Source organism: Limnohabitans sp., assembly GCF_044361985.1.
In the GTDB taxonomy this organism is placed as follows: domain Bacteria; phylum Pseudomonadota; class Gammaproteobacteria; order Burkholderiales; family Burkholderiaceae_C; genus Limnohabitans_A.
Genome location: NZ_JBIKHV010000033.1, coordinates 1 through 26,500, shown reverse-complemented (window position 1 = coordinate 26,500; position 26,500 = coordinate 1). Strand labels below are relative to the sequence as shown.

33 protein-coding genes are annotated in these 26,500 nt (G+C 58.6%); 11 read left to right on the top strand and 22 right to left on the bottom strand.

Translation table 11 applies throughout. The features are described 5' to 3' along the window. Positions 1–476, bottom strand: a 476-nt coding sequence (locus tag ACIQ3A_RS07780; protein ID WP_396431176.1) for an ATP synthase subunit I, incomplete at its 3' end; no start/stop codon positions are given. A 251-nt stretch (positions 477–727) separates the two neighbouring features. Between ACIQ3A_RS07780 and ACIQ3A_RS07775 the strand changes: the two genes are divergently transcribed. From ACIQ3A_RS07775 to lipA, 4 genes are read left to right on the top strand one after another with little or no spacing between them, the layout of a single operon-like run. Then, on the top strand, positions 728–1,117 hold the full coding sequence (locus ACIQ3A_RS07775) for a CopD family protein (RefSeq protein ID WP_396431175.1): 390 nt from the start codon (positions 728–730) through the stop codon (positions 1,115–1,117). 14 nt (positions 1,118–1,131) lie between these two features. After that, complete coding sequence (locus ACIQ3A_RS07770; RefSeq protein WP_396431174.1) at positions 1,132–1,428, top strand: DUF493 family protein; 297 nt, start codon at positions 1,132–1,134, stop codon at positions 1,426–1,428. Between the two features lie 2 nt (positions 1,429–1,430). Further along, on the top strand, positions 1,431–2,093 hold the full coding sequence (gene lipB, locus ACIQ3A_RS07765) for a lipoyl(octanoyl) transferase LipB (RefSeq protein WP_396431173.1): 663 nt from the start codon (positions 1,431–1,433) through the stop codon (positions 2,091–2,093). 58 nt (positions 2,094–2,151) lie between these two features. Then, positions 2,152–3,159: a lipoyl synthase gene (lipA, locus tag ACIQ3A_RS07760; RefSeq protein WP_396431172.1), complete on the top strand. Its 1,008-nt coding sequence runs from the start codon at positions 2,152–2,154 to the stop codon at positions 3,157–3,159. A 32-nt stretch (positions 3,160–3,191) separates the two neighbouring features. Here lipA and ACIQ3A_RS07755 read toward each other — a convergent pair whose 3' ends face one another. The 4 genes from ACIQ3A_RS07755 to ACIQ3A_RS07740 form a co-directional block, all read right to left on the bottom strand. Next, positions 3,192–3,779, bottom strand: coding sequence for a helix-turn-helix domain-containing protein (locus tag ACIQ3A_RS07755; RefSeq protein WP_396431171.1), 588 nt, complete (start codon positions 3,777–3,779; stop codon positions 3,192–3,194). A gap of 84 nt (positions 3,780–3,863) precedes the next feature. Further along, the gene (locus ACIQ3A_RS07750; RefSeq protein ID WP_396431170.1) at positions 3,864–5,111 is read right to left on the bottom strand and encodes a TolC family protein; all 1,248 of its coding nucleotides are present in this window, start codon (positions 5,109–5,111) and stop codon (positions 3,864–3,866) included. A gap of 353 nt (positions 5,112–5,464) precedes the next feature. Further along, positions 5,465–6,754 carry an HlyD family efflux transporter periplasmic adaptor subunit gene (locus ACIQ3A_RS07745; protein WP_396431169.1) on the bottom strand — a complete coding sequence of 430 codons (1,290 nt, stop codon included), beginning with the start codon at positions 6,752–6,754 and terminating at the stop codon, positions 5,465–5,467. Continuing rightward, positions 6,751–9,027, bottom strand: a complete 2,277-nt coding sequence (locus tag ACIQ3A_RS07740; protein ID WP_396431168.1) for an ATP-binding cassette domain-containing protein — start codon at positions 9,025–9,027, stop codon at positions 6,751–6,753. The genes ACIQ3A_RS07745 and ACIQ3A_RS07740 overlap by 4 nt, the downstream gene beginning before the upstream one ends. 305 nt (positions 9,028–9,332) lie before the next feature. Here ACIQ3A_RS07740 and ACIQ3A_RS07735 point away from each other — a divergent pair, with 305 nt between their 5' ends. Further along, a complete protein-coding gene (locus ACIQ3A_RS07735; protein WP_396431167.1) occupies positions 9,333–9,953 on the top strand; it encodes a response regulator in 621 nt (206 codons plus the stop codon). Between the two features lie 13 nt (positions 9,954–9,966). Further along, positions 9,967–12,195 carry an ATP-binding protein gene (locus tag ACIQ3A_RS07730; RefSeq protein WP_396431166.1) on the top strand — a complete coding sequence of 743 codons (2,229 nt, stop codon included), beginning with the start codon at positions 9,967–9,969 and terminating at the stop codon, positions 12,193–12,195. Positions 12,196–12,272: 77 nt separating this feature from the next. Here ACIQ3A_RS07730 and ptsP read toward each other — a convergent pair whose 3' ends face one another. The 5 genes from ptsP to ACIQ3A_RS07705 are packed head-to-tail and all read right to left on the bottom strand — an operon-like array spanning position 12,273 to position 16,567. Then, a complete protein-coding gene (gene ptsP / locus ACIQ3A_RS07725) occupies positions 12,273–14,021 on the bottom strand; it encodes a phosphoenolpyruvate--protein phosphotransferase (RefSeq protein ID WP_396431165.1) in 1,749 nt (582 codons plus the stop codon). 43 nt (positions 14,022–14,064) lie between these two features. Then, positions 14,065–14,334: an HPr family phosphocarrier protein gene (locus tag ACIQ3A_RS07720; RefSeq protein WP_396431164.1), complete on the bottom strand. Its 270-nt coding sequence runs from the start codon at positions 14,332–14,334 to the stop codon at positions 14,065–14,067. Next, positions 14,303–14,746: a PTS sugar transporter subunit IIA gene (locus ACIQ3A_RS07715; protein ID WP_396431163.1), complete on the bottom strand. Its 444-nt coding sequence runs from the start codon at positions 14,744–14,746 to the stop codon at positions 14,303–14,305. The genes ACIQ3A_RS07720 and ACIQ3A_RS07715 overlap by 32 nt, the downstream gene beginning before the upstream one ends. A gap of 13 nt (positions 14,747–14,759) precedes the next feature. Next, positions 14,760–16,022 carry an MFS transporter gene (locus ACIQ3A_RS07710; RefSeq protein ID WP_396431162.1) on the bottom strand — a complete coding sequence of 421 codons (1,263 nt, stop codon included), beginning with the start codon at positions 16,020–16,022 and terminating at the stop codon, positions 14,760–14,762. Continuing rightward, positions 16,019–16,567, bottom strand: a complete 549-nt coding sequence (locus tag ACIQ3A_RS07705; RefSeq protein ID WP_396431161.1) for a hypothetical protein — start codon at positions 16,565–16,567, stop codon at positions 16,019–16,021. Before ACIQ3A_RS07705 ends, ACIQ3A_RS07710 begins: the two co-directional genes overlap by 4 nt. 52 nt (positions 16,568–16,619) lie before the next feature. On the opposite strand from ACIQ3A_RS07705, the gene ACIQ3A_RS07700 reads away from it, so the two are divergent. The 3 genes from ACIQ3A_RS07700 to ACIQ3A_RS07690 are packed head-to-tail and all read left to right on the top strand — an operon-like array spanning position 16,620 to position 19,159. Continuing rightward, positions 16,620–17,864: a CaiB/BaiF CoA transferase family protein gene (locus ACIQ3A_RS07700; protein WP_396431160.1), complete on the top strand. Its 1,245-nt coding sequence runs from the start codon at positions 16,620–16,622 to the stop codon at positions 17,862–17,864. Then, positions 17,864–18,610 (top strand): alpha/beta fold hydrolase, encoded by a 747-nt coding sequence (locus tag ACIQ3A_RS07695; protein ID WP_396431159.1) that lies wholly within the window; start codon positions 17,864–17,866, stop codon positions 18,608–18,610. The genes ACIQ3A_RS07700 and ACIQ3A_RS07695 overlap by 1 nt, the downstream gene beginning before the upstream one ends. Before the next feature lie 60 nt (positions 18,611–18,670). Continuing rightward, complete coding sequence (locus ACIQ3A_RS07690; protein WP_396431158.1) at positions 18,671–19,159, top strand: TlpA disulfide reductase family protein; 489 nt, start codon at positions 18,671–18,673, stop codon at positions 19,157–19,159. Between the two features lie 41 nt (positions 19,160–19,200). Here ACIQ3A_RS07690 and ACIQ3A_RS07685 read toward each other — a convergent pair whose 3' ends face one another. Next, entirely contained in the window at positions 19,201–19,653 is a 453-nt protein-coding gene (locus tag ACIQ3A_RS07685) for a c-type cytochrome (RefSeq protein ID WP_396431157.1), read from the bottom strand. A gap of 100 nt (positions 19,654–19,753) precedes the next feature. Between ACIQ3A_RS07685 and ACIQ3A_RS07680 the strand changes: the two genes are divergently transcribed. Further along, positions 19,754–20,416 carry a cytochrome b/b6 domain-containing protein gene (locus tag ACIQ3A_RS07680; RefSeq protein ID WP_396431156.1) on the top strand — a complete coding sequence of 221 codons (663 nt, stop codon included), beginning with the start codon at positions 19,754–19,756 and terminating at the stop codon, positions 20,414–20,416. A 68-nt stretch (positions 20,417–20,484) separates the two neighbouring features. Then, positions 20,485–20,970 carry a GNAT family N-acetyltransferase gene (locus ACIQ3A_RS07675; RefSeq protein WP_396431155.1) on the top strand — a complete coding sequence of 162 codons (486 nt, stop codon included), beginning with the start codon at positions 20,485–20,487 and terminating at the stop codon, positions 20,968–20,970. A 60-nt stretch (positions 20,971–21,030) separates the two neighbouring features. Here the strand turns inward: ACIQ3A_RS07675 and ACIQ3A_RS07670 are convergent, their stop codons facing one another. The 11 genes from ACIQ3A_RS07670 to rplC all read right to left on the bottom strand — a co-directional run. Beyond that, the gene (locus ACIQ3A_RS07670; protein ID WP_396431154.1) at positions 21,031–21,537 is read right to left on the bottom strand and encodes a peroxiredoxin; all 507 of its coding nucleotides are present in this window, start codon (positions 21,535–21,537) and stop codon (positions 21,031–21,033) included. 104 nt (positions 21,538–21,641) lie between these two features. Further along, positions 21,642–21,911, bottom strand: coding sequence for a 30S ribosomal protein S17 (gene rpsQ, locus ACIQ3A_RS07665; RefSeq protein ID WP_108408067.1), 270 nt, complete (start codon positions 21,909–21,911; stop codon positions 21,642–21,644). 9 nt (positions 21,912–21,920) lie between these two features. Continuing rightward, the gene (gene rpmC, locus ACIQ3A_RS07660) at positions 21,921–22,115 is read right to left on the bottom strand and encodes a 50S ribosomal protein L29 (protein ID WP_396431153.1); all 195 of its coding nucleotides are present in this window, start codon (positions 22,113–22,115) and stop codon (positions 21,921–21,923) included. 17 nt (positions 22,116–22,132) lie between these two features. Further along, positions 22,133–22,549, bottom strand: a complete 417-nt coding sequence (gene rplP / locus ACIQ3A_RS07655; RefSeq protein ID WP_108408069.1) for a 50S ribosomal protein L16 — start codon at positions 22,547–22,549, stop codon at positions 22,133–22,135. A gap of 11 nt (positions 22,550–22,560) precedes the next feature. After that, positions 22,561–23,439, bottom strand: coding sequence for a 30S ribosomal protein S3 (gene rpsC, locus ACIQ3A_RS07650; RefSeq protein WP_396431152.1), 879 nt, complete (start codon positions 23,437–23,439; stop codon positions 22,561–22,563). A gap of 12 nt (positions 23,440–23,451) precedes the next feature. Continuing rightward, positions 23,452–23,781, bottom strand: a complete 330-nt coding sequence (gene rplV, locus ACIQ3A_RS07645) for a 50S ribosomal protein L22 (RefSeq protein WP_019426902.1) — start codon at positions 23,779–23,781, stop codon at positions 23,452–23,454. Positions 23,782–23,790: 9 nt separating this feature from the next. Beyond that, positions 23,791–24,069, bottom strand: coding sequence for a 30S ribosomal protein S19 (gene rpsS, locus ACIQ3A_RS07640; RefSeq protein ID WP_007847809.1), 279 nt, complete (start codon positions 24,067–24,069; stop codon positions 23,791–23,793). Between the two features lie 10 nt (positions 24,070–24,079). Further along, the gene (gene rplB / locus ACIQ3A_RS07635; RefSeq protein WP_100172794.1) at positions 24,080–24,904 is read right to left on the bottom strand and encodes a 50S ribosomal protein L2; all 825 of its coding nucleotides are present in this window, start codon (positions 24,902–24,904) and stop codon (positions 24,080–24,082) included. Between the two features lie 2 nt (positions 24,905–24,906). Next, positions 24,907–25,221, bottom strand: coding sequence for a 50S ribosomal protein L23 (gene rplW, locus ACIQ3A_RS07630; protein ID WP_019429300.1), 315 nt, complete (start codon positions 25,219–25,221; stop codon positions 24,907–24,909). Beyond that, positions 25,218–25,838 (bottom strand): 50S ribosomal protein L4, encoded by a 621-nt coding sequence (gene rplD, locus ACIQ3A_RS07625; protein ID WP_108408072.1) that lies wholly within the window; start codon positions 25,836–25,838, stop codon positions 25,218–25,220. Before rplD ends, rplW begins: the two co-directional genes overlap by 4 nt. Next, positions 25,838–26,500: 50S ribosomal protein L3 (rplC, locus tag ACIQ3A_RS07620; RefSeq protein ID WP_396431151.1), on the bottom strand; the 663-nt coding region annotated here is incomplete at its 5' end. The genes rplD and rplC, both read right to left, overlap by 1 nt.

The following is a 26,500-nucleotide window of genomic DNA, read 5'->3' as shown; positions in this document are numbered from 1 at the left end:
TAGCCCAGCGCCATGGCCAGCCAATACACCTTGATCGTCACCACAAAGCCAGCCACCAGGGCAAGCCAGCTTAAATTCGAAATCACTTTTGGCGCCACCAAGAGCAACGCCACGGTCAAGATGATCTTGACCAACTCCCAAAAGAACAAACCCGCCAAGACAAGCTTGGGTTGAATTTGCCGCATTTGCCGACTCAAAGCCCTGATGAAAACCACAGCGGGGATCACAGCCGATGCGCAACCCCAAGCCACCGATGCGGCCAAATGGAATTCGCGGGTGAACAATCCCGTCAACAACACCATCAAAGCGCCTATGCCTATTTGCAGGAATAAGACATGCCATGGTGAGGTTTGAGGATGGCTTAACCGCCAAGCCGCCGCCTCTTCGGCCGACAAAGCCTTGAATTCATCATCCGAGACCTCGACAGCAGCGTCTTTGAATTGCGGATTGTTTTGCGATGATGCAATTTTGACCATCTCAAATTACAATCAGGTTACAGATCAGACGACAACCACAGAGCTCAAAATTATACCTAGAAACCCTTGCGTGCTCGATTTATTTACATCAATCTTTTGACCTTTCAAAAGCCAAGCTCAGTCCCTGCGGCCAGAATGGCCTCATCCCTTGGCTGAGCATTTCTTTTATCCACGCGAAATCAATCGGTATTTTTATGTACGAATGGATTAAATTTTTTCACCTTGCTGCTGCTATCGTATGGATGGGTGGCATGGCTTTGGTCATTTTGGCGCTGCGCCCCGTGGTCATTGCCCAGATGGCGCCGCCTGAACGCCTGGCCCTGATGGCAGGCGTTTTGAGCCGCTTTTTCGCTATGGTCTGGGTGTCCATTGCGCTGATTTTGGCGTCAGGGTTTTGGATGCTGTTCATGACCGACATGAAACTGGCCCCCAAGGGTTGGCACGCCATGTCGGGACTGGGTGTCTTGATGTGCTTGATCTTTGCGCACATTTGGTTTGCGCCATTTCGCCGCCTCAAAGCCGCTGTGCACGCCTCTGACTGGCCCACAGCAGGCAAAGCCCTGGGGCAAATCCACCCCATGGTGCTCACCAACTTTGCCTTGGGTTGGTTGGCCGTTGCTGCTGTGACCATCTGGCGTTGATGGACAATTGCAGCATGAGCGCCTCCACCATTCCCCCCACCGGCATCGACCCCAAAGACAGCCTCATCGAGTACCCCTCGGTCTTTCCGATCAAGGTCATGGGCGCCATGGTCGATGGTTTTGCCGAGTCCATGTGCCAAATTGCCCTGCGCTTTGACGCTGGCTTTGACCCCGCCACCATCGAGTTACGCCCCAGCAAAGGCGGCAACTATTTGGGCGTCACGCTCAACATCACGGCCACCAGCCGCGAACAACTTGACGACCTTTACCGCGCCCTGACCTCGCACCCGATGGTCAAAATCGTGCTTTGAGCATGGACATCCGGCTGCTCGGGCGGGTGCCCTACCTGCCAACTTACGAGGCCATGCAGGCCTTCACAACAGCGCGCACCCCCGACACACCCGATGAACTCTGGCTGTGTGAACACCCCCCCGTGTTCACACAAGGCCTGGCCGGGCTGCCAAGCCATGTGCTGATGCCCGGCGACATTCCGGTGGTGCCTACCAACCGCGGCGGGCAAGTCACCTTCCATGGCCCCGGACAAGTGATGGCCTACCCCTTGGTGAACCTGCAACGCGCGGGTTATTACGTCAAGGAATACGTCTTCAAGTTGGAAGAGTCGATCATTCGCACCCTGGCGCACTACGGCGTGACGGGCCACCGCGTGGCAGGTGCCCCGGGCATTTATGTGCGCTTGGATGACCCCTTCAGCCACGCGGCCCTGGTCGGCCCAGCCCAGCCGAGTGACCCCTTCAAGGGCTTGGGGAAAATCAGCGCGCTGGGCATCAAGGTCAGCCGCCACTGCACGTACCATGGCGCAGCCCTGAACGTGGTCATGGACCTTCAACCCTTTGAGCGTATCAACCCCTGCGGTTATGCCGGATTGAAAACCGTAGACCTTTTTACAATCGGTGTAGAGACCACCTGGGACGAAGCCGCCCGAGTGCTGGCAGGCCAACTCGCCGCCCGACTGTGAAACACCGCCCCCCATTGACGCACCTGACCCGCCGCCGTGCGGCGACCGAAAGAAAACGATGAGCAACACCCCCACCGAACGCCCCGTGGTCCGCGAAGCCCAAAGCGTTGAAAACTACGACCCCATGGCCAAACAAAAGGCAGCGGCCAAACTCTCTCGCATTCCGGTGAAAGTTGAACAGGCCGAAGTGCTGAAAAAGCCCGACTGGATTCGCGTCAAAGCTGGCTCACCCACCACCCGCTTTTACGAAATCAAGGACGTGCTGCGGGCCAACAAACTGGTCACCGTGTGCGAAGAAGCCAGTTGTCCGAACATCGGCGAGTGCTTTGGCAAGGGCACCGCCACCTTCATGATCATGGGCGACAAATGCACACGCCGCTGCCCGTTTTGCGATGTGGGCCATGGCCGACCCGATCCGCTGGATGCGAACGAACCCGACAACCTGGCCAAGACCATTGCGCAGCTCAAGTTGCAATACGTGGTGATCACCAGCGTCGACCGTGACGACCTGCGTGATGGCGGCGCAGGCCACTTCGTCGAGTGCATCCGCAAAACCCGCGCACTCTCACCCAACACCCAGATCGAAGTGCTGGTGCCCGACTTTCGGGGCCGCGATGACCGCGCCCTGGAGATCCTGAAAGCCGCACCGCCGGACGTGATGAACCACAACATGGAAACCGTGCCGCGCCTGTACCGTGAAGCACGTCCCGGGTCCGACTACCAGTTCTCACTGAACTTGCTGAAAAAATTCAAGGCCCTGTTTCCCAACGTGCCTACCAAAAGCGGTTTGATGGTTGGCTTGGGCGAGACCGACGAAGAAATTCTGGAAGTCATGCGCGACATGCGTGCGCACAACATCGAGATGCTGACCATTGGCCAATACCTGGCCCCCAGCAACAGCCACCTGCCCGTGCGCCGCTACGTGCACCCCGATACCTTCAAGATGTTCGAGGCCAAGGCTTATGAAATGGGGTTTTCGCACGCGGCTGTTGGTGCGATGGTTCGCTCCAGTTATCACGCCGACCAGCAAGCGCATGCGGCGCTCAACGCGGTGAAGCACCCTTAATAAATCAGTGCATCAGGCTGCGCGCAAACGCATCAATACACCGTAGCCTGAACGCCGGTCAGAAAGGCCTCCAGCCAGGCGGGGGTTATGGGGCCCACAACCCTCTGAACAGACGCAGCGTCGTTGGATGGTGGCTCTGCAGCGAGGGTTTCGTTGGCCACAAGGGTCATCGAAATTCGGCGTCCGCTGGCGTTGATCTCTGTCAAAGCCGCGATGATGCTTTCTTGCTGATGACGCGGCATGCCCATCTCGGCGATCAGCATGTCGGGGCGGTCATGCTGCAGACTCATCAAAGCCAGTGCCACTGAATCGACCAATTTGAAGTCGAAGGGAAACCGCCAGCTGGCGATTGCATTTTGCAAGGTGCCAAACAATTCCAGCGACTCGACGGCCACCACAATCCTGGGCTGCTGTCTCCCCTTGTGGATCAAGCCGACTTTCACACTTTGGTTGTTCTTCAAGTCAGCGATCGACTCCAAGGCAATGCGTCGGTGGCCTCCGCGGGTTTTCCAGCCAACAAGCTCATGCTTGTCGACCAGCGACTGAACCATGGTTGTCGACACGCCCAGCATGCCCGCTGCTTCTGTTGTGCTGATAAATTGAGGTTCTGTTTTACGCATAGGGGCCGATCCCGCCATCAAGCAATGGCGTTGAAATTGAAATTTGGGATGGGAACTTGCATACGGGCAAGTCAGTTTTCATGTTCATTGACTGGTTGACCTTGGTTGAATGACCCAGTCCACCCCGCGCGAGAGCACGGCCAGGCGCCACTCGTAAACGCTCACCGCGCCCCGAGCCTCAGCCAGCTGGATTTCAGTTTGTGCCATTTCACGCGCGGCATTCATCACGTCTTGCCAGCTTTTTTTACCGGCCATAAACTGGCGATCCCACGACTCGTAAACCGTCTTCGAAGCACTCAGGGCGCCGCCAAAAGCCTGCGCTCGAGTGAGCGCTGCACGCCAGTTGCGGTGGTCGGCGCGGATTTGCTCGCTGATCCTGCGCGTTCGAAAATCCGTGTCGTCATTTTTGGCCTGTTGCCGCTGCTGTGCCGCTTGCAGGGCCGTCACGTTGGCCAAGCCGCCGCCCCATTTGGACTCGAAGCCCAGAATCACCTGCGAGCTGCGTCCGGACACATCCCCGTGGCGCTGCAAGACACTGGCGCTCAACTCGGGCCAGAAAGCTGCTGCGCTGCTGTCGACCTGCGCCTTTAATTCAAGGGCCTCGGCCCGCAGGCGCTGAAGGCTCGGGTCTGACTGCAGGGCGAGTCGGGTGTCATCCTCCACCTCGGTCTCAGATGGCAGCAATGCTTCAGGCAGCAACAGCTTTTCGGCCACCTCACGGCCTGCCAGCGTTCGCAATTTTTCGCGCGAAGTATTCAACGCAGCCCGAGCACCTTCCAACTCGGCCAGCACCCCAGCGCGGCGACTTTCGGCCAACGCGCGGTCGCTTTGCACATTGAGCCCTTCCCGAGCGCGGCGGCGTATTTGTTCGAACAATTTATCGTGCACTGCCAGACTGGTCTCTTGCACCTGCATGCGGGCCTTGGCCGTAGACGCATCGCCATAGGCCTGAATGACCTCCAGCGCGATGTCACGCCGCATTTCTTGCTGCATGGCCTCGGCCACCTGCTGCCGCGCACCGGCCAACGCCACACCCGCCTCCAGCCGCCCCCCCGTCCACAGGGGCTGCTTGAGGCTAATGATCTGAACCGTGCGGTCAGTCCCCGCCACCTGCGCTTGGTCTGGTTTTTGCACAGAAATCGAGGGTGTCGGCCAGAACTGCCAGCGGGCCGTTTGAACCTCTGACCGCGCGGCGCCCACCTCGGCCTGACGCGCCCTGACCGCCGGACTGTCCGTCACGGCAGTGTTGAGCAATGCGCCCAAATGGTCAGCCTCTGCTTTTTGGGCCTGCGCCGAAGTTGAGCACAACACAATGGCCAGAGCCCAAACCATGGAATTTTTCATTGATTCTTTAACTGGCCTGTCGAAATACTTGGATGGAGGCGGGGCCAATCAGCCCCGACAACAGAGCTGAAAGTATCGGCAAAGCGCTGGCCGCTGAGAATCGCATCCTCATGGGACGCCTCGTATGCTTATGGGGGAAAATTCAAAGAATTTAAAGAATTTGCTAACAAACACAAAAGTCGAAAATTCACCGGCGTTTTCAGCCTCGTGTGCCAAGCGCTTGTTCTTGCCACGTCGTTTCTGTGATTTCCCTGGCCATTGATCCGCTCTGTTTTCTGTTGCGGAAATTTTTGACACAAGCCCCAGCCAGGCCAGCAAAACCCACTGATTCACTGATTAATCTACCGCTCCCCCAACCCCGATCGCATGGTTTTGGTGATGGGTTTGGTCAGGTAACTGAGCACCGTGCGCTCCAGCGCCTTGATCTCGACACTCGCCGTCAGCCCGGCTCGGAGCTTGATGTCATTGGCTTTATCACCATGGAACTCATTGCCGGTGATGCGCATGCGGACCAGGTAATAAATGGGGGGGTTGTTGGGGCTGATGGGCACCCCTGGACTGGCCTTTTCGGCAAACAAGGCCTCGGCACTGATGTAGTCGACCTTACCGCGCAGGCCACCAAAGATGGCCGAGTCATAAGCGTCGAGCTTGATGCTGGCGTCTTGGCCCAGCGCAATGAAGGCCATGTCGGCGGGCGGTATCTTGGCCTCGACGATCAGGTTGTCACCACTGGGCAAGATGTCAATGAGCGTCTCGCCAGGGCGCACCACGCCGCCAATGGTTGTGACCTTGATGCTGTTGATGACGCCGTCCATCGGGGCCACCAGCTCGGTGTTTTCCAGCACCTGCTGACGATCACGCAGCTGCTCGTTTTGGGTGCTGAGGTCTTCCTGCGCTTTGGTCATTTCTGCCTGGGCGTCTTGAAAGTACTTGTTGCGTTTGCCGGAGATTTGGGCCTTGATGTCGGCCACCCCTCGCTCCAGGCGCAGGACTTCGGCACGACTGACGTCAAAGGTGGCCGCCAGCTGGTGGTTAATGCGCATTTCTTCTTCGGCCAACGCGAGGATATTGCCCAAAGCCTGAAGGTCTTCCTTGAAAGCGGTCTGGCGCTTGTTGAAAAGGTCCCGCTGATTGCGAATGTATTCGGTGTAGGGTGCCAGCTCGGCTTTGAATTCCAGCGGCGTGCCATAGACCTCGGCTTGCAGACGCGTGAGCGTGATTCGCAGTGCTGCCACTTTGGCGCGACTGTCCGAGACGCCCGCAGCCGCACGCTCTTTTTGCAACCTGGCGAGCAGTTGCCCAGCCTTGACGTGCTGGCCTTCCTTGACATGCAGCTCGGTCAGCACGCCACCATCCGACGTTTGCACCAGCTGGGTGCGCTCGGCCGACATGAGCACGGCCTGGGCTCGGGTGACCTGGTCAATCTTGCCGAAAGCCGCCCACACGGTCAGCGCAATCAAGGACAGCATGATGATGCCCAAGATACCGCGCGCGCGCGTGGGCGCTTGCAGGTCGTGCAGGTTGTTTTGCCGAATCGGCTCGGCTGAGCCCTTGAACTTGGGTTTGAGCTCGAGATCAACGATGTCCTGGGCCGCACCCGGGTGTCTGTTTTTGAGAGGATCGGACGTCATGGCTGCGCCACCGCAGGGGAGGAAGAAGTTGGCGGCGGGGCAGCGCTTGGCTGCGGCCTGTTTTTTTGCTGGAGTTGCTGCAACACGGCATCGCGGGGGCCGTCCAGAACGATCTTGTTGCCCGCCACCACCACGATGCGGGTCGCCAGTGGCAACAAGGCTGGCTTGTGGGTGACGATCACCAGGGTCTTGCCTGCCTGCGCCTGCTGCGCCAGCACGGCCAGACAGCGTTGTTCCTGCTCTTCGTCCATGGTTGCTGTCGGCTCGTCCAGCAAAAAGACATGGGGGTCACAGAGGATCAGGCGGGTGAATGCCACCAGCTGTTTTTGCCCCCCACTGAGGCCTTTGCCGCCTTCGGCAATGGGCCGTGCAAGGCCCTTGGGGTGACTCGCCACAAAGCGGTCCATGCCCGTCAGGCGCATGGTGTTCAGCAAGGCATCATCGCCCGGGTCAGGCAAGCCAATGAGCAAGTTGTCACGCAAAGTGCCGTGAAACAGCCGGTGGTCTTGCTGAAGGTAGCCCATGTTCTGGTTGATCACCTGCCGGTGGATATGCCCAAGCTCCAGCCCATCGACCAGGATGCGTCCTTGCGTCGGGTGGTACAAACCGCTGAGCAGACGCAGCAGACTGGACTTGCCAGCACCAATCGGGCCCAGCACCACCACGCGTTCTCCGGGCTTGATCTCCAGCCTGGGGACGACCAAGGCGGGCGGGTTGTCGCCATAAGCGAAGCTCACATCGGTCAATTCGAAATGCCCCATCAGCGCAGCGGGGGTCAAGGGTGCATCCATGCCGTCGTGGTCGGTCTTGAGTTGGTAAAGCCGCTCCAGCCCTTCGAGTGCGGCCTTGGCATGTGCGTACTGCACCAGCAAACCCGGGATCGCCAAAATAGGCGCCAGGATGCGACCACTGAGGATGGAGCTGGCGATCAAAGCACCCTGCGTCATGTCGCCTTGCATCACCATCAAGGCGCCCACCACGATCAGGCCGGCGTAGCTGATTTGCTGTATGGCTGCAGACAGATACCCAATGCTTTCGGTGGCACCACGGGTTTTCAAGTCGTTGCTGATGGTTTGCGCATTGACCCCGATCCAGCGCGAAAGGAACTTCCAGCCCCCCGAGCCGGCTTTGATGGTTTCGATGCCCTCCACCGCCTCCACCAGCAAACCGGTTTTGAGGTTCGAGAACTGCGCGCCCTCCTTGGCATGGGCCATGATCTTTTTGCGAATGGACAGGCCGATGAACACGGCAATCACTGCAAAAACCAAAGGCACCAAGGCCACCCAGGGGCTGGCCACGGCCGCGATGACGCAGATGAACAAGAGCGCCAGCGGCGCATCAATGATCGTGAACAGGGTGGTGGCGGTGTAAAACCCCCGCACTTGTTCATAGCCCCTCAACTGGCTGGCCAGACTGCCCACCGAGTTGGGCACCTGGTCGACGCGCAGTTGCATGAGGCGGTCAAAGATTTCGCGAGAAAGCCGACTGTCCAGGCCCACCACGACGTAGTCCATGATGTTGGAGCGGGCAAACTTCATGCCCAGCTCAATCACGATGCTGAGCAACACGCCCACCGCCAGGATGATCAGCGTGTGTTCACTGCGGGTCGGAATGACGCGGTCGTAAACCTGCATCGAAAACAAAGATGTGGCCAGCGCCAGCAGGCCGATGAAGGCAGAGGCGATGCTGGTTTCGAGCAGCTCGCGCCGGAAAAGGGTCAAAGTCTCGCGAACGTGCGAGAAAAAAGTGACTGGGCCGCCGTTTTGGGTGAAAAGGCCCAGCGCCAGATTGATTTTGGGTCCGAGCTGGACCACCGCGCAGGCACGGTCCAGCGAAGCTGGCGTGACGGGAACAGCGCCTTTCTGGGTTTGCAAGATCCAGCGGCCATCGGCTGCGCGATCAACAATGACCCCCCAGCCTTCACTGGGGTGCAGTGCCATCATGGGCACCAAGGGACGATCTGGTGCTTTTAATAATTTAGGAGAACTTTTGCCAAGAGAATGGCAAATATCTTTGAGTTGCTGCATCGGCTCTCGGCTGTCTGCCAAGCGGTCGATGCCCTCTTTCAGCTGAATCGGGTCCAGCAGCCCCCCTTGCAACTGACTCAGGCGCAGCAGGGCCCAGCGCAAGCCGTCTTTCAGCACTTCTGCCGCACTGGGTGAGGGGGGTTGCGCCTCTTGCATGGGGACGGGCATTTCTAAACCCAAAGAATTGGGCATGGCGGGCATGGCGGGCACAGGCACAGGCACAGGCACAGGCACAGGCACAGGCACAGGGTCACGTTATGTTTTTTTCACAACACGAGGCAAGTCGTTATGAAAATTAAATTTTTTTTCATTTTTAGTAGATTCACACGAGTTATTCGCTTACCGTAGAAGGCCCCATCCCGAGGTCCTCTCAAAAGCATTTGGAGCCATGCAGTGTCGGCAGATCACCCCAAGATGAGAATTACATTTATATGCAGCATCTATTATATTTATGGGATTAATATTGCAAACAATTTGATAAAATTAACTTAATATTGATCATTATGACCAGACTAGGCCACTCTTTATTTGCAACCCGCAATGTCGTTCTCGTGGAGGACAATCCTGCTTTCCGACTGTTGATCGGTGAGGCCATGCTGCACATCGGGCTGAAGGGGCCGGTCGTCGAATGCGCCACCGGTGCGGCCTTGATGGAGTTGATTGAACAGCCCCAAACCCGGCTGGACCTTGCGCTGGTCGACCTGGGTCTGCCGGACATGGGGGGCGTAGAAGTCATCCAGGCCATTCGCCGACGTTTCAGCGAAATTCCCATTTTGGTTATTTCGGTGCTCTCCTTGGAAAGATCCGTTTTGAGTGCGATCCGGGCAGGCGCCAATGGCTACATCCTCAAAGGCGATTCGGCCCAGTCCATGGGCCAAGCGATCTTGGAAGTCCTGCAAGGCAATTACCCGATCAGTCCCTCTTTGGCCCGGACTTTGTTCAAGCTGGCAGGGGCACCCACCGGCAAATCGGCCATTTCATTCAGTTTGTCCCCTCGGGAGCTGGAAACCCTGCAATCGATTGCGCGGGGCAACAGTTATGAGCAAACGGCCGTTGTGATGGGCATCGGAGTTTCCACGGTGCAGTCCAATATTCGCAACCTGTACCGCAAGCTGGAAGTTCGCTCGCAGGTTCAGGCGGTCACCAAGGCGCGTGACGCCGGATTGATCTGAGTTGATGGGCCGCATGCCATGGTTCTGGCGCTTATTGCTGGTATTTTGGGGGTTGCAGGCCTGGCACCCCTTGCTGTTGGGGGCTCCGCCTGAAACTGCAGCAGAGCCGGTTGCGCTGCGCCTGCAGTCGGCCTCACTGACAAGCCCCCTTGGCGAGCGTACCGTGACGCTGCCCCATGTGTTGAGCCACCAGGAGTTGGATGCCAAAGGCAGCCGTGTCCGCTACCGCCTGAGCGTGGACCTGCCCAAGGCACCCGAGCAAGCTCTGGGTGTTTTCATCAACAAGCTCAGCCTGGCTGGCGCCCTGTATTTGAATGGTGAATTGGTCGATCAATGTGCCGATGGGGACTTGGCGCGTCTGCGCTGCCAGCACCACCCCCTGCTGTTCAAGCCGGCCACCCAACTCTGGCATGCCGGCATCAACACACTGGAGATCGAGGTCCATGGCAACCATGGCCAGCTCAGCGGCTTGTCTGAAGTCGTGGTGGGCGATGCCCACCGGCTTTACCGCGATGTTTACCTGCCCCAGTTTATGTGGCGCATCACCCTCAAGGAGTGGCTGGCATGGTCCGTTTTGACGCTGGGCCTGCTTTCACTGGTGATCGGCTTGTCACTGCGCGAAGAATCCGTCTACCTCTGGTATGGCTTGACCTGCTTGTTTTTAGTCGCCTCGCTCAGCAACCTGATTGCCAAGGAACTGCCGCTGTCGATGCACTTCTGGAACTGGCTGACTCTCACCAGCCGGCTGCTGGCGGCACACCTGTTTGTGCTGACCTGCCTGCATTTGTTTGGCAAGCAACGCGCCTGGCACACCCGCTGGACACTGGGCTACGCGCTGCTTTTTGCGACCGTGTTTTATGCAGCCACCGAAAACAGCTTGCTGGTTTTGGTGGCCTACCTGCCGGTGCTGTTGATCGCGCCAGTCCTGATCGGGTTCATGCTGCGCTGGTCGGTGCAATCGCGCGACAGCCGGCACATCGTGACCTTTGGCCTGATGATCTTGCTGTTCATGCTGGGATTAAGGGACTGGCTGATGTTCAGCGGGCTAGGCGGCTTCGAGTTTATGTACCTGACACTCCTGGGGTTCGCAACCACCATCGTGCTCATTGGCTTCTTGTTGACCCGCCAATTGATCGATTCACTGCGCAGTGCGCGTGGTTTCAGTGCCACCCTCGAAAGCACTGTCGCCGCCCGAACGTTGGAGCTGAGCTCGGCCTTGGAAACCATTCAGCGCATCGAGCAGACCGCGCTGAAGCTCACCGAGGCCATCCCGGTGGGCACTTATGTGCTGGAAGTGTCGCCCGATGGCAAGCCGCGCTTCAGTTTCCTGAGCAAGCGCTGGCTGGAGATGTTCAACATCACGCGAGAGTTGGTCATGGCCGACCCGACTCAGGTGTTAAGCCGTGTTCATCCCGATGATTTGATGGACCTGGTGAACCGGCATCGACAGGTTTTCTTGCAGCCCCAGGTTCTGACCTGGGAAGGCCGTATCTTGGTGCGCGGGGAAACGCGTTGGGTGAGCGTGGAAGCGGTGCCCCGGACTCTGCCCGATGGCAGCACCGCGTTTGAAGGTGTGAGTGTGGATGTGACCTTTTACAAGCACGCACAAGCCGCCGTGAAAATAGCCCATGAACAGCTGACTCGGATGGCCATCCACGATTCCAAAAATGAAGAACGCGAGATGCTTTTGCAAGACATGCACGACGGCTTCGGCTCCCAGTTGGCCACCGCACGCTTGATGGCCGATGCAGGCAAGATCTCGCCAGGCGATTTATCGGTGCTCCTTCAGGAATGCATGGCCGATCTGTACTTGGTGGCCGACACCCTGAGCAACGCCCACAACAGCTTTCTGGACTCTTTGGCCGACATGCGTTTTCGGCTGCAAAAACGGACCGCACATTTGCCAATTGCTTTAGCCTGGGAACTGGACATCGACAAAGCCCCCAAACTGTTGCAGCGGACCATCTTGCAATTGCTTCGCATCATTCAGGAGGCGGTGAACAACGCCTTGAAACACGCGCAGGCCAAGCACATCCAGATTTCAGTGACCTTTGACCCCGAGGCCTCACAACTTCGGATCACCGTGTCTGACAACGGCACAGGCTACCCCGACAAGCCGGTGCTGGGCAGAGGCGTTTACAACATGCAACAACGTGCCCGCACGGTGGGTGCCACTTTGCTGATCGCCCCGAGCCATCCAGGCACCTGCGTGTCGCTGTCCTTGTTGCTGCCACAGGCCTGAGTTTGGCGCTGGCTGACTGCGCTGGCTGACCGCGCTTTAGCAAGGCGCTGGCATGCGCATTGACCTCAGCAGCGTTTTCAACGCTGCATCAGTTCAGCGGGGTCATCGCTGTCGAGCACCTGATCGGCCCAGAGCCTGAGTTTTTCGGTGTTGGACAACAAAATGCGCTGCTTGACCGCCAACACTTGCGATGGGTGCATGGAAAAACTGCGCAAGCCCAGGCCCAGCAGCAACCGGGTCATGCCCACATCGCCAGCCATTTCACCGCACACCGACACACCCTTTCCCTGCGCCTTGCAGGCGGCGATGGTATCGGCCACCAGGCGCAGCACGGCCGGATGCAGAGGGTCATACAAATGGGCCACCGATTCGTCGGCACGATCGATGGCCAGGGTGTACTGGATCAGGTCGTTGGTGCCAATGGACAGGAAATCAAAATGTTTCAGAAAAAGGCGCAAAGACAAGGCTGCAGCCGGAATTTCAATCATGGCGCCCAAACGGACCGGGCCATGAACCAGGCCTTTGCGGTCCAGCTCATGGCGCGCCTGCTCGATGAGCAGCAGGGTCTGGCGAATCTCGCTGGCATGGCTGAGCATCGGGATCAACAGGTTGACCTGGCCATGCGCCGCCGAACGCAGGATGGCGCGCAGCTGGGTGAGGAACATGGACGGGTCGGCCAGGCTCCAGCGGATGGCGCGCAAACCCAGCGCCGGGTTCAGGTGGGCGGCATCATGGCGCGCCTCGTCCAGCGGTTTGTCAGCGCCCACATCGATGGTCCGGATGGTCACCGGCAGGCCCTTCATGCCTTCGACGGCCAGCCGGTAGGCCTGGTACTGCTCAGCTTCATCTGGCAAATTGCCCTGGCGCCCCATGAACAGGAATTCTGAGCGGAACAAGCCCACGCCCACCGCACCGGCAGCCAGGGCTGAAGCCGCGTCTTCGGGCATTTCAATGTTGGCCAGCAGCTCGATTTTTTCGCCATCGAGCGTGACCGCAGGCGTGTGCCGCAGGCGCGCCAAGCCCTCGCGCTCAAGCTGCGCCTGTCGTTGCTTGAAGCTGTACTCGGACAAGATGATGGGCGAGGGATCGACGATGACCACGCCCGCATCGCCATCGATGATGACCCAATCGTCTTGCTTGACCAGCTGGCTGGCGGTGCGCGCGCCCACCACTGCCGGAATGTCCAGACTGCGCGCCACGATGGCCGTGTGCGAGGTCTTGCCGCCCACATCGGTCACAAAGCCAGTGAACACGCTTTGCTTGAACTGCAGCATGTCGGCGGGCGACAAATCGTGCGCCACCAGCACGAGGGGCACATCCGTGTCACCCAGTTGCAGCTCTTGCTGGGGCCGCTGCGGCCGCTTGGGCTGCACCACCAAGGCGCCCGTGCCTTTCAGGCAATGCAACACCCGCTCGCCCACTTGCTCCATATCGGCTTTGCGTTCGCGCAAATAGGGGTCTTCCATTTCCTCGAACTGGCGCACGATGATTTCAAGCTGGCTGGTCAGCGCCCATTCAGCGTTGTAGCAGCGGTCCCTGATCCAATGCACCACGCCCGACGTCAGCTCTTCGTCTTGCAGCAGCATGAGGTGTACATCCAGAAGGGCCGCCAGCTCGTGTGGCGCATCTTTAGGCAAGTCTTTTTGCAAACGCTGCAGTTCATCCACCACGTCATCGCGGGCCTTGCGCAGACGCCTTATTTCCGAAATCACCTGATCGGGCTGAATGAAATAGTGGGCCACATCGACCCGACTGGAGGCCACAAGCACCGCACGGCCGATGGCGATGCCCCGGGCCACCGCCAGGCCATGGATGCTGAAGGTCATGACCTCACCTCAGCACACAACCGGCCAGAGCGAATTTGCATGCTCATTGGCCTTCGCCAAACTTGTCAGCCATCAGCGCCAGCAGGGCTTGCAGGGCTTCGTCTTCACGCTCGCCGCTGGTCTCGACCAGCACTTCAGCACCCAGCCCCGCAGCCAGCATCATCACCCCCATGATGCTTTTGGCATTGATGCGGCGTTCGCCCTTGCTGAGCCAAACTTCGCACGGGAAACTGCCTGCCAGCTTGGTGAGCTTGGCCGAAGCGCGTGCGTGCAAGCCGAGTTTATTGCTGATGGTCGTTGTGGCTTGGGGCATGTCTTTTTCCTGTTTGGTTCTGGGGCGCGGTACTGCCAACGGGCATGACGCCCTGGGTGCCGCCGGCGTGCGCGCGGGCGGCCAAGGCTTCCAGGCTTTCATGCCGGTAGCAGACACTGCGCAGCAACATGGGCAAATTGACACCAGCGACCAGGCGCGTGCTCAAGCCATCGTTGATCTGTTGTGCCACGTTGCACGGCGTGGCGCCGAAGACATCGCTGAGCAACAAGACTTCAGACCCCCCCAAAGCATGGACCGCCTCGCGGGCTTTGGCCAGGCTGACCTCGGGGGATTCATTGGGCGTGACATCCAGCGCCATCACCCCTTGTGCGCAATCAGGGAAAACATGCAACGCACAGTCGCGCAATGCGCTGGCCAGCGGGGCGTGAGCGATGATGAGGATGCCGATCATGAGGGCTTCATTATCAGGGCTGAACCGGCTTTTTCAGCAAGTAGTACACCCACGACAACGTGGAGCAAATACCAAAGCAGGCCAAAGCCACCTGGTAGGCCGCCGGCTTTTCGAGGCCCAGACCCCGGCCAGCGTCCACCAGCAGACCGATGCCCCACTGGACCACAAAGATGCCCGCGAAAACCACCAGGTTGTAGGCCGACAGCGCGCGGCCAGCGAGATGCGATGGGAAAGCCATGCCCACAGCGGGCTGGGCCAGCGCCACAAAAGTGCTGGTGACACACAACAAGGCCAGGCCCACTGCGGCTGCTGAGCCCACGGCAGGCCCCATCCAGACCAGTACCCCGATCACCAAAAAACTCAGCGGTAAACCCCAGGCAATCAGGCGCTCCACCGGAATCCCCCTGCGGGCCAAAGCAGGGGTGACCAGGCCCCACAGCCAGAAGGTCACGAGCATGCACAAATTGATGAGGAACAATCCCTTGGCCGCTTCGTCTGCGGTCCAGCCTGCGACTTGGGTCATCCAGGGGCCTGCCCACAAAGTCTGAATGGCCACCATGCCGCCGTAGGTGAAAAATCCGATCGGGGTCATGCGCCAGAAATACGCGCTGCGCCAGATTTCGCGGTAACTGCCATCGTCATGGGGGAACGTCTGCGTGCTGTCCGACCCTGCCGAGCTGGTTTTCCAATGCGGCACCACCAGCGCAATCAAGACCATGGCGATGGCAATCATCACACCCAGCATGACAAACAGCGCACGCCAACCCCAGATGGGCATGAGCCATTGCACAGGCAAGGTGGCGGCCAGCATGCCCAAAGAGCCGGTCATCAGCATCCAGGAGTTGCTGCGCAACTGGCTGCTGGCATCCAGCCAGCGCCGGTAACCGGTCAGAGGGGCCATCAGGCAGGCGCTGACGCCCATGCCACACAGCACCCTCGCAGCCAGGAGGCCGTGAAAACTGTCCGCCCACGAAAACGCCAGACAACCCAGAACCGCAAACGACAGGAAAGCCAGCACCACTTTCTTGGGGCCGTGCTTGTCCAGCAAGCGCCCAAGGGGCAACTGCGTGAGCGAAAAACCCAAAAAGTAGCCGCCCGCCAGCAAGCCCAGATCTTGCGCACTGAGGCTGAACTCTGTGGTGAGCGTTGGCGACAAGGTGGCCGTGATGGCCCGAACCAAGGCCGAGAAAAAATAGGCCAGCGCGAACGCCAGAAAAACCACCACCGCCATGCGCCGTGGCAATCGCTCAGGGTGCGCCAAAGTGGAGGCGGTCATGGCTTCAGTCCGTCAAACAAAGTGTTGGCCATTTCAGGCGAAATCGCACGGTCATAAACCACGGCATGGATCAAACGCACCCGCTCCCCTTCGGCCACGGCTCCCCAGACGGCCGCCATCTGCACCGCTTGCCCGTCGGCCCGCAGGCCTGGGGCCTGCACGCGGACCGATGCTGCCAAGGGCAATTGCCCGGGCCGGTGCCAAACCTGCTGCTGCCCAGAGGCCAGTGGACGGTTGACCCGCGCATTGTCCAAAGTGGCTTGTTGCCAACCCGCCAGCAGGGCATTGGCATCGGCTCCAGCCTGCAAGGCTGCGGTCATCACCGCCACCATGGCCGTGCCGCTTTCGCAGCCCACGACTTGCAAGTCCACAGGCACCCCACCCAAAGGCACTGAACGCGTGGTGCGATCGGGCTTGCAGGGCAACTGGGCTTTGAGGGAAGTCCCTTCAAAGGCCACTTCGCGCCAGTTCTGGTCGGGGCTGCAAGCGGTCAAAGTAAGGCTGAGGGTCAGACTGGCCATGAGGGCCGTGAAATGGGTTCGCATGGGGTGATTATCCCGATCAGCAGCAGGCGGCATTTTTCGCGACAATGAAAGCATGAATTCACTCGATGGCATCCGCGTTTTAGACCTCTCCCGCGTTTTGGCGGGCCCCTGGTGCACCCAGACTCTGGCCGATCTCGGGGCTGACGTCCTCAAGATCGAGCGCCCCGGCACAGGCGACGACACCCGCACCTGGGGCCCCCCTTTCCTACAAGACGCTGAAGGACGAGACACCGCCGAAGCGGCCTATTACCTGGGGGCAAACCGCAACAAACGGTCTGTCACCTGCGACATCGCCCAGGCCGATGGCCAGGCCCTGATCCGAGAGTTGGTCAAGCACTGCGATGTGTTTGTCGAAAACTTCAAGGTGGGCGACATGGCCCGCTACGGTCTGGACTACGCCAGCCTGAGCGCCATCAACCCCAAGCTGGTGTATTGCAGCGTGACCGGTTTTGGCCAGACGGGCCCCTACCGCGAGCGCGCGGGCTACGACTATGCCGTGCAAGGCATCGGTGGCCTCATGAGCGTGACCGGCGAGCGCGATGACCTAGGCGGTGGCCCCCAAAAAGTGGGGGTGGCTGTGGCCGATTTGTTCACCGGCATGTATGCCACGGTCGCAATTTTGGCGGCTCTGCGCCACGCCGAGCGCACAGGCGAAGGCCAGCAAGTGGACATGGCTTTGCTGGACACCCAGGTCGCCATGCTGGCCAATCTGAGCGCCAATTACCTGGTCAGCGGCAAAGCGCCCGGTCGGGCTGGCAACGCCCACCAAAACATCGTGCCCTACCAGGTGTTCGAAGTGCAGGCGCCCGAAGGATCCCCCCCTGCCACCCGCGATCACCTGATCCTGGCCGTGGGCAATGACGGTCAATTTGTGAAATTCTGCGCCGTGGCCGGCTGCCCCGAACTGGCGCTGGACCCACGCTATGCCCTGAATGCAGACCGGGTCCGACACCGCGCCGAATTGGTTCCCCTGCTCGAAGCGATCATGAAAACCCGCCCCAAGGCGGCTTGGTTGGGCGCCCTGGAAGCAGCCAAAGTGCCGTGCGGGGCCATCAATACGCTGGCCGAGGTGTTTGCCGATCCGCAGGTCGCCCACCGCGGCATGGTCAGCACCTGGTCACACCCGATCCAGCCCGATTTGAAACTGGTGGCCAGCCCGATCAAGATGAGCCGCACCCCGGTTCGCCAAGACCTGCCGCCGCCCATGCTGGGACAACACACGGCCGAAGTGCTGGCCGAGGTGCTGGGCTGGACAGCGGAACAACAAGGCCGTTTGCGTGGCAAAGGGGTGATCTGATGGCGCATTTTTTGCTGGTGCATGGCGCCTGGCACGGGGCTTGGTGCTGGCAGCGTGTGTTGCCGGGCTTGATCCAGGCTGGACACCGCGCCCACGCGGTCACCTTGACCGGGGTGGGCGAGCGCGCCCATTTGCTTCGCCCCGACATCGATTTGGAAACCCATATTCAGGACGTTATCGCCGCCATGGATGCCGAAGAACTCCAAGACCTGGTGCTGGTGGTGCATTCTTATGCAGGCATGCTGGGCACGGCCGTGGCGGACCGCAGGCCCGAGCGCCTGCGCCATCTGGTGTATCTGGACGCCGTGCTGCCTCAACCCGGCGAAAGCTGGAGCAGCACCCACGCCAGCGCCACCCGGCAGGCGCGCATGGCAGCCGCGCAAGCGGACCCGCTGCATTCCTTTCCAGCCCCCGACCCGGCTGTGTTTGGCCTGAGCGGTGCCGACCACGCCTGGGTGCAAAGGCGCCAAACGCCCCACCCTGGGGGGCCTTACAACCATGTGCTCGACTTTGACCCACAGCGGGTGGCCAGCGTGCCCCGAACTTTCATCAGTTGCACCGAGCCTGGGCTGAGCACCATTGATGTCAGCCGCGTGCGCATGGTGGATCCGACGTTTTGGAATGGCGCTTGGTTGCCTGGCGCGAAGGTGCTGGAGATGAAAACAGGCCACGACCCGATGGTCAGCGCGCCGCAAGACTTGCTGGGGCTTTTGCTCGACGTTGTGGCCCCACAGGATGGCCCCTAGGACCACAGCGCTTTAAGCGTTCGCCCCAGCCTGCCGGGACTTGGCTTTTACAATGGGCGCATGAACCGTTTGTCCTTCATGACCGTCCTTCTTGCCTTCGCTTTGCTGGGCCTGTCCGGCTGCGGCCAAGACAAGGCACCGTCTTCGACTTTTGTATTGCTGGATGGCTCCCAAGTGACCACGGCCCAACTTCAAGGCAAGGTCAGTCTGGTTAATTTTTGGGCCACCAGCTGCACCTCGTGTGTCGCCGAAATGCCCGAACTGGTGTCGACCTACAACAAATTCAAAGACCGGGGCTACGAAACCCTGGCCGTGGCCATGCGCTATGACCCCCCCAGTTATGTGGTGAACTTTGCACAGTCACGCCAATTGCCCTTCAAGGTGGCGATCGACAACACCGGCGCCGTGGCGCGCGAATGGGGCGACATACAACTCACCCCGACCACTTTTCTGGTGAACAAGCGTGGTGAGATCGTCAAGCGGTTTGTCGGCACACCCGACTTTGTCGATCTTCACCAGCTGATTGAAAAGTTACTTGCCGAAAGCTGAATCTGACGGATCAGGTTGCCCGGCCCTTCAGGCGAAAAACGTCAATCTTTTCTGAAGTTGTCGTGGCAAGCTTTGCAACTGGCACCGGCAGGACCGAAAGCGGCTTTCAGTGCATCCAGATTGCCCGCCTTGGCCGCCACGTTCAATTTGACGATTTCTGCTTGCATCTTGTCTGATGCTTCCTTGAACTTGGCCGACTCTTTCCAGATTTCGGGCTTGGCGCGCGTTTCGCCTTTGTCTGTGCCCTCGCCAAATGCAGCCCATGGCAATTTGGCCAGTGCGGACACGGTGTCTGCATTGTCTGCCGCAGCTTTGGCGTCATAAGGAACACGGCCATTGGCCATGGCACCCAAGCGTCCGAAATGTGCGGCCATCACGGTGAAACTCGCCTTGCGGTATTTGATGGCATCTTCGGGTTTGGCAAACTGCGCTTGCGCAGGCAAGGCCAGGCTCAATACCATCGATGCGCCGAGCAGGCTCAACATTGTCTTCATGTTTGACTCCAATCATTTAAAACGCCATTAAAAATCTTATGCTTCATCACCCGAATCAGTCTTGCATAGTATTGTTTTCTTTGCATCCTTGAAAGTGCTTATGGTCACAGTTCGCATTTGGGATTTACCCACACGCCTTTTCCACTGGGCCCTGGCGACCTGCGTGGTGGGCCTGGTCATCACGGGCAACGTGGGGGGTGATGCCATGGCTTGGCATTTCCGTTTGGGTTACGCCGTGCTCACGCTGGTTTTGTTCAGACTCGCTTGGGGCGTTTTTGGCGGCTATTGGTCACGCTGGTCAAATATGCCGGCCAGCCCCGTCCGTGTTTTGGCCTACATCCAGGGCCAATCCAGCACCCAACATCTGGCAGGTCACAATCCTTTGGGTTCCTGGTCGGTGATGGCCTTGATGGTTTTTTTGAGCCTGCAAGTGGCCACGGGTCTGGTCAGTGACGATGAGATCGCGAACATGGGACCGCTTTCCTCTTTGGTGCCTGGAGCGGTGGTCAGCCTGGCCACCAGTTGGCACAAAGGCTGGGGCAAACTGATCCTGATCGCTTTGGTGGTGAGCCATTTGCTGGCGCTTGCCTGGTACCGCTGGCACAAGCATCAATCGCTGGTACCCGCCATGTGGCATGGTGACAAGACCTTGCCTGAAGCGGTGACGCCATCGCGTGACAACGGCAAAGCCCGTGGCTTGGCTTTGGCCTGGTTCATCGCCGCAGGGCTTGTGGTGGCTGCCATCGTATCGCTGGGTGGCTGACGCCGCCGGAGCATTCACTTTGCGCCGTCTGACGCTACACTGATGTTTTCACAACGTTCGTCCAGCACATGTCCATTGTTCAACTGCTGCATCCGGCCAGTGCCTCAGACTGGTTGGAGACCCGAGCACTTTTTCACGAATACGCCGCCAGCCTGAACGTTGACCTGTGCTTTCAGGGGTTTGACGAAGAACTTGCAAATTTGCCAGGCGAATACGCTGAACCACGCGGCGCCCTGTTGCTGGCCTGGGTGGACGGGGCCCCTGCCGGTTGCGTTGCCCTGAGGCCGCTCGACAGTTCCGACTACACCAACTCGGCCGAAATGAAACGGCTTTTTGTTCGCAAGGCGTTTCGGGGTCTGGGTATCGGCCGTCAGTTGACAGAGGCCATCCTGGAGGCTGCGCACAATGCCGGCTACGCTTGCGTGCTGCTTGACACACTCGACGAGATGGAATCAGCCCGAGCTCTTTACGAAGACCTGGGCTTTGAAGAAATTCCACCCTACTATCACAACCCCCACGCAGGGGCGCATTATCTTAAAGTGGACATCGGGTGAGGCTCTGCACACTCAGAAAAAAAGGGGGCCATTGGCCCCCTTTTTGACAGGCAAGGCGATTCAGGCTTTGGCTTGCGACAGCAAAGTTGCAGCGTCACTGACTTCGAATTTGCCAGGGCCCTCCACGTTCAAGCTGGTCACCTGACCGTCTTTGACCAACATGGAATAACGGTTGCTGCGCACACCCATGCCGCGTGTGGTCAAGTCAAGAACCAAGCCCGTGGCCTTGCTGAAGTCGGCGCTGCCGTCACCCAGCATGCGCACCTTGGTGCCGGTTTTTTGTTCGCGGGCCCAGGCCCCCATCACGAAGGCATCGTTCACACTGACGCACCAGATTTCATCGACACCAGCAGCCTTCAGGGCGTCGTGATTTTCAACATAGCCTGGCACATGTTTGGCCGAGCAAGTAGGCGTGAATGCGCCTGGCAATGCGAACAAGGCAATGGTTTTCCCAGCGGCGGCCTTGGCCACATCGACGGGGTTAGGACCAACGCTGCAGCCATTGCCTTCCACTTCGACATATTCCATCAGGGTGGCAGCGGGCAGTTTGTCTCCGACTTTGATCATTTTGAGCTCCATGTGTTTGGATGGCACTGTGGCCAGGGTAAAAAAAAACGACCCACCATTGTGGGTCGTTTTTTGAAAGTTTGCAGAAGTCGGGCTTTTGCGGCTTAGACGGCTGCAGCTTTCTGAACCAGGCGAGTTGCCACCCAGTTTTTGGTCTTCGAAATCGGACGGCTTTCCGTGATCTCGATGGTGTCGCCCAGGTGGTATTGACCTGTTTCGTCGTGCGCATGGTATTTGCTCGACTTGGCCACGATCTTGCCGTAGAGGGCGTGTTTCACACGACGCTCCACAAGCACGGTCACGGTCTTGGCACGTTTGTCGCTGACCACCTTGCCAATCAAGGTGCGCTTGAGGGATATTTTCGCTTCCGTCATGGTCACTCCTTACTTGGCGACTTGCTTTTGGGCAAGAATGGTTTTGGCACGCGCGATATCGCGGCGTGTCTGGCTCAGCGTTCCGGTGTTGCCGAGTTGTTGCGTGGCTTTTTGCATACGAAGGCCAAAGTGAGCTTTTTGCAGCGCTTTGATTTCGTCCTTGATACCCGCAACGTCTTTTTGGCGCAATTCAGCAGCATTCATTTCTTGTTTCTCCTGAATTATTGGCCAATCATGCGTGCCACAAATGTGGTGCGCAAGGGCAGCTTTGCAGCGGCCAATTTGAAGGCTTCACGGGCCAACTCTTCGGGCACACCCACGATTTCGTAGAGCACCTTTCCGGGTTGGATCTCAGCCACGTAGTATTCGGGGTTACCTTTACCGTTACCCATACGCACTTCAGCAGGCTTGGTGGAAATCGGCTTGTCAGGGAACACACGAATCCAGATGCGACCACCACGTTTAACGTGGCGGGAAATTGCACGGCGTGCAGCTTCGATCTGGCGGGCCGTCAAGCGACCACGGTCTGTGGACTTCAGGCCGAAGTCACCGAACGCCACCGTGTTGCCACGGGTAGCGATGCCGGTGTTGCGGCCTTTCTGTTCCTTACGGTACTTTCTGCGAGCAGGTTGCAGCATGTAATTACTCCTTATTGACCGTCAGCTGCTGCAGCTGGCGCGGCGACTGTGCGTACGCGCTTAACGGCGGGTTTTGCATCACCACCGGCCCCAGCAGGCTTGTCGCTGCCATCGGTCGGTGCTGTGTTGGTGCCTGTGGGGCGACGTGGGCCTCCCCGACGATCGCCGGTTGGGCGTTCACCAGGACGGGCATCACGGCGTGGACCACGTGGGCGGCGCTCTTCGTCTGCACGCGGCTCGGCCAGTGCAGGTGCATCGTTGCGGCCCAAAGTGTCACCTTTGTAGACCCAGACCTTGACACCAATGATGCCGTAGGTGGTCTTGGCTTCAGACGTTGCGTAGTCGATGTCAGCACGCAGGGTGTGCAATGGCACACGACCTTCGCGATACCACTCAGTACGCGCAATCTCGATACCGTTCAGACGGCCAGCCGACATGATCTTGATGCCTTGGGCACCCAGACGCATGGCGTTTTGCATGGCACGCTTCATGGCGCGGCGGAACATGATCCGCTTTTCGAGCTGTTGCGTGATGCTGTCAGCGATCAACTGGGCATCGATTTCGGGCTTGCGCACTTCTTCGATGTTGACCGCGACGGGCACGCCCAGACGAGCTGAGAGTTCTTTCTTGAGCAACTCGATGTCTTCGCCTTTTTTGCCGATCACCACACCTGGACGAGCCGAGAAGATGGTGATGCGGGCGCTCTTGGCTGGACGCTCGATCAGCACGCGGGAAACCGCAGCATTCTTGAGCTTGGCCTTGAGGTACTCACGCACCTTGATGTCTTCGGCCAGCATGCCGGCGAAGTCACGGTTACTGGCGTACCAGCGGCTTGCCCAGTTACGGCTGATAGCCAGGCGGAAACCGGTAGGATGGATTTTTTGTCCCATAGTTCTTCCTGATTAATTGCCGACCGTCACATACACATGGCATGTGGGCTTGCTGATACGGTTGCCACGGCCTTTGGCGCGGGCAGTGAAACGCTTGAGCGTGGTGCCTTGTTCGACGTAGATGGTTTTCACCTTCAACTCGTCGATGTCAGCGCCATCGTTGTGTTCAGCGTTGGCGATAGCGGACTCAAGAACCTTCTTGACAATGCCAGCAGCTTTTTTCTGCGTGAAAGTCAAAATGTTCAGAGCTTGATCCACTTTTTTACCGCGGATCAAATCGGCGACCAAGCGGCCTTTGTCGACCGACAAACGGACGCCCCGGAGGACTGCACGTGTTTCCATGGTCTTTCCTTATTTCTTCTGGACTTTTTTGTCCGCAGGATGACCCTTGAATGTCCGGGTCAGTGCGAATTCGCCCAATTTGTGGCCAACCATCTGGTCGGTCACATAAACAGGAACGTGTTGCTTGCCGTTGTGAACAGCGATGGTCAGACCGATGAAATCGGGCAGAACCATGGAGCGACGCGACCATGTCTTGACGGGCTTTTTATCTTTGGTGGCGACGGCTTTTTCAACCTTGGCCAACAAATGGTGGTCAACGAATGGACCCTTTTTGAGAGAGCGTGTCATTGTCTAACCCTTACTTCTTGCGACGCGACACGATCATGACCTGAGTGCGCTTGTTGTTACGGGTACGGTAGCCCTTGGTGAGGTTGCCCCACGGGTCTACTGCATGACGGCCTTCGCCGGTACGGCCTTCGCCACCACCGTGCGGGTGATCCACGGGGTTCATGGCAACGCCACGAACCGTTGGGCGGATACCCATCCAGCGTTTGACACCGGCCTTGCCCAATTGGCGCAGGCTGTGTTCTTCGTTGGCGACTTCACCAATCGTGGCGCGGCACTCGATGTGGATCTTGCGAACTTCACCGGAGCGCATGCGCACTTGAGCGTAGATGCCTTCACGCGCCAGCAAAGTGGCCGAAGCCCCTGCTGAGCGAGCGATTTGTGCACCAGCACCGGGCTTGAGCTCGATGCAATGGATGGTCGAACCCACAGGAATATTGCGAATCGGCAAAGTGTTACCAGCGCGGATCGGCGCCTCTGCACCCGACAGCAAGGTGGCACCGGCTTCAATGCCACGGGGGGCAATGATGTAACGGCGCTCGCCATCGGCGTAGCACAGCAAGGCGATGTGGGCGGTACGGTTTGGGTCGTACTCAATGCGCTCGACTTTCGCCGGAATCGCATCTTTGTTGCGCTTGAAATCGACCACGCGGTAGTGGTGCTTGTGACCACCGCCTTTGTGGCGTGTGGTGATGTGACCGTTGTTGTTACGGCCCGATTTCTGATGCTGGGGTTCCAGCAACGGCGCGTAGCCTTCACCTTTGTGCAGGTGGTCACGGGTAACCTTCACCACGCCACGACGGCCTGGGGATGTTGGTTTGATCTTGATGACAGCCATGATTACGCAGCCTCCCCGGAAAGGTTCAGCTCTTGACCTGGTTGCAGCGTGACATAAGCCTTGCGAATGTTGTCGCGACGGCCAATGGTCTTGCCAAAACGCTTGGTCTTGCCCTTGGTATTCACCACAGACACGCCTTTGACCTCGACCTTGAACATCAATTCCACAGCGGCTTTGATTTCAGGCTTGGTAGCATCCTGCAGCACTTTGAATGTCACAGCGTTGGACTTTTCAGCAACCATGGTGGCCTTTTCGGACACGATGGGCGCAACCAACACCGACATCAGACGACCTTCGTCGAACTTCACGGCGCTCATGCAAACATCTCCTTGAGTTTGTCCATGGCACCCTTGGTCATGATGACTTTCTTGAAGTTCACCAAAGACACGGGATCTGCGTAACGGGGTTCAACAATCAGGATGTTGATCAGGTTGCGCGATGCCAGGTACAGGTTTTCGTCGACTTCTTCAGCGATCACCAGCACATTGTCGAGGCTCATGGCCTTGAACTTGGCAGCAAGCTGCTTTGTTTTAGGCGACTCGACCTTGAATGAATCCACTACAGCCAAGCGGCCTTCGCGGGCCAACTGGGAGAAGATCGAAGCCATACCAGCACGGTACATCTTCTTGTTGATCTTCTGTGTGAAGTTTTCGTCGGGCATGTTCGGGAAAATCCGACCACCGCCACGCCACAAAGGCGAGGAAGTCATACCCGCACGAGCGCGACCCGTACCTTTTTGTTTAAAAGGCTTTTTGGTGGAGTGGTGAACTTGTTCACGGTCCTTTTGGGCGCGGGTGCCTTGACGGGCATTGGCCTGGTAAGCCACCACGATTTGGTGGATCAGGGCTTCGTTGTATTCACGACCGAACACGGTTTCGGGCGCATCCACTTTGGAGGCGGCTTGACCTTGGTCGTTCAGGAGTTCGAGCTGCATCAGTTCGCTCCTTTAGTTTTGATGGCGGGACGCACGGTCACAAAACCACCTTTGGAACCAGGAATGGCACCCTTGACCATCAACAGGCCACGGACTTCGTCAACGCGAATGACGGCCAGGTTCTGTGTGGTGCAAGTCACATCACCACGGTGACCGGACATTTTTTTGCCTGGAAACACGCGGCCAGGATCTTGGGCCATCGAAATCGAACCCGGAACGTTGTGCGAACGGCTGTTACCGTGCGAAGCGCGCTGGGATTTGAAGTTGTGACGCTTGATGGTTCCGGTGAAGCCTTTACCAATGGAGGTGCCTTGCACGTCCACTTTTTGGCCCACAGCAAACACAGCAGCCACGGGCACAGTGGCGCCTGCGGCGTACTGGGAGGCCGTGTCGGCGGTCACGCGGAATTCTTGAATGATTTCACCGGCTTCAACACCGGCTTTGGCCAAGTGACCAGCGATAGGCTTGATCACGCGCGATGCCTTGCGGGCACCAAATGTCACTTGCAAAGCGACATAGCCATCGTTCTCTTGGGTTTTGACCTGGGATACACGGTTGTTGGACACATCCAGCACTGTGACAGGAACGGAATCCCCATCATCAGTGAACAGACGCATCATGCCCACCTTGCGACCCAGCAACCCGAGGGAGTTGCTCAGACT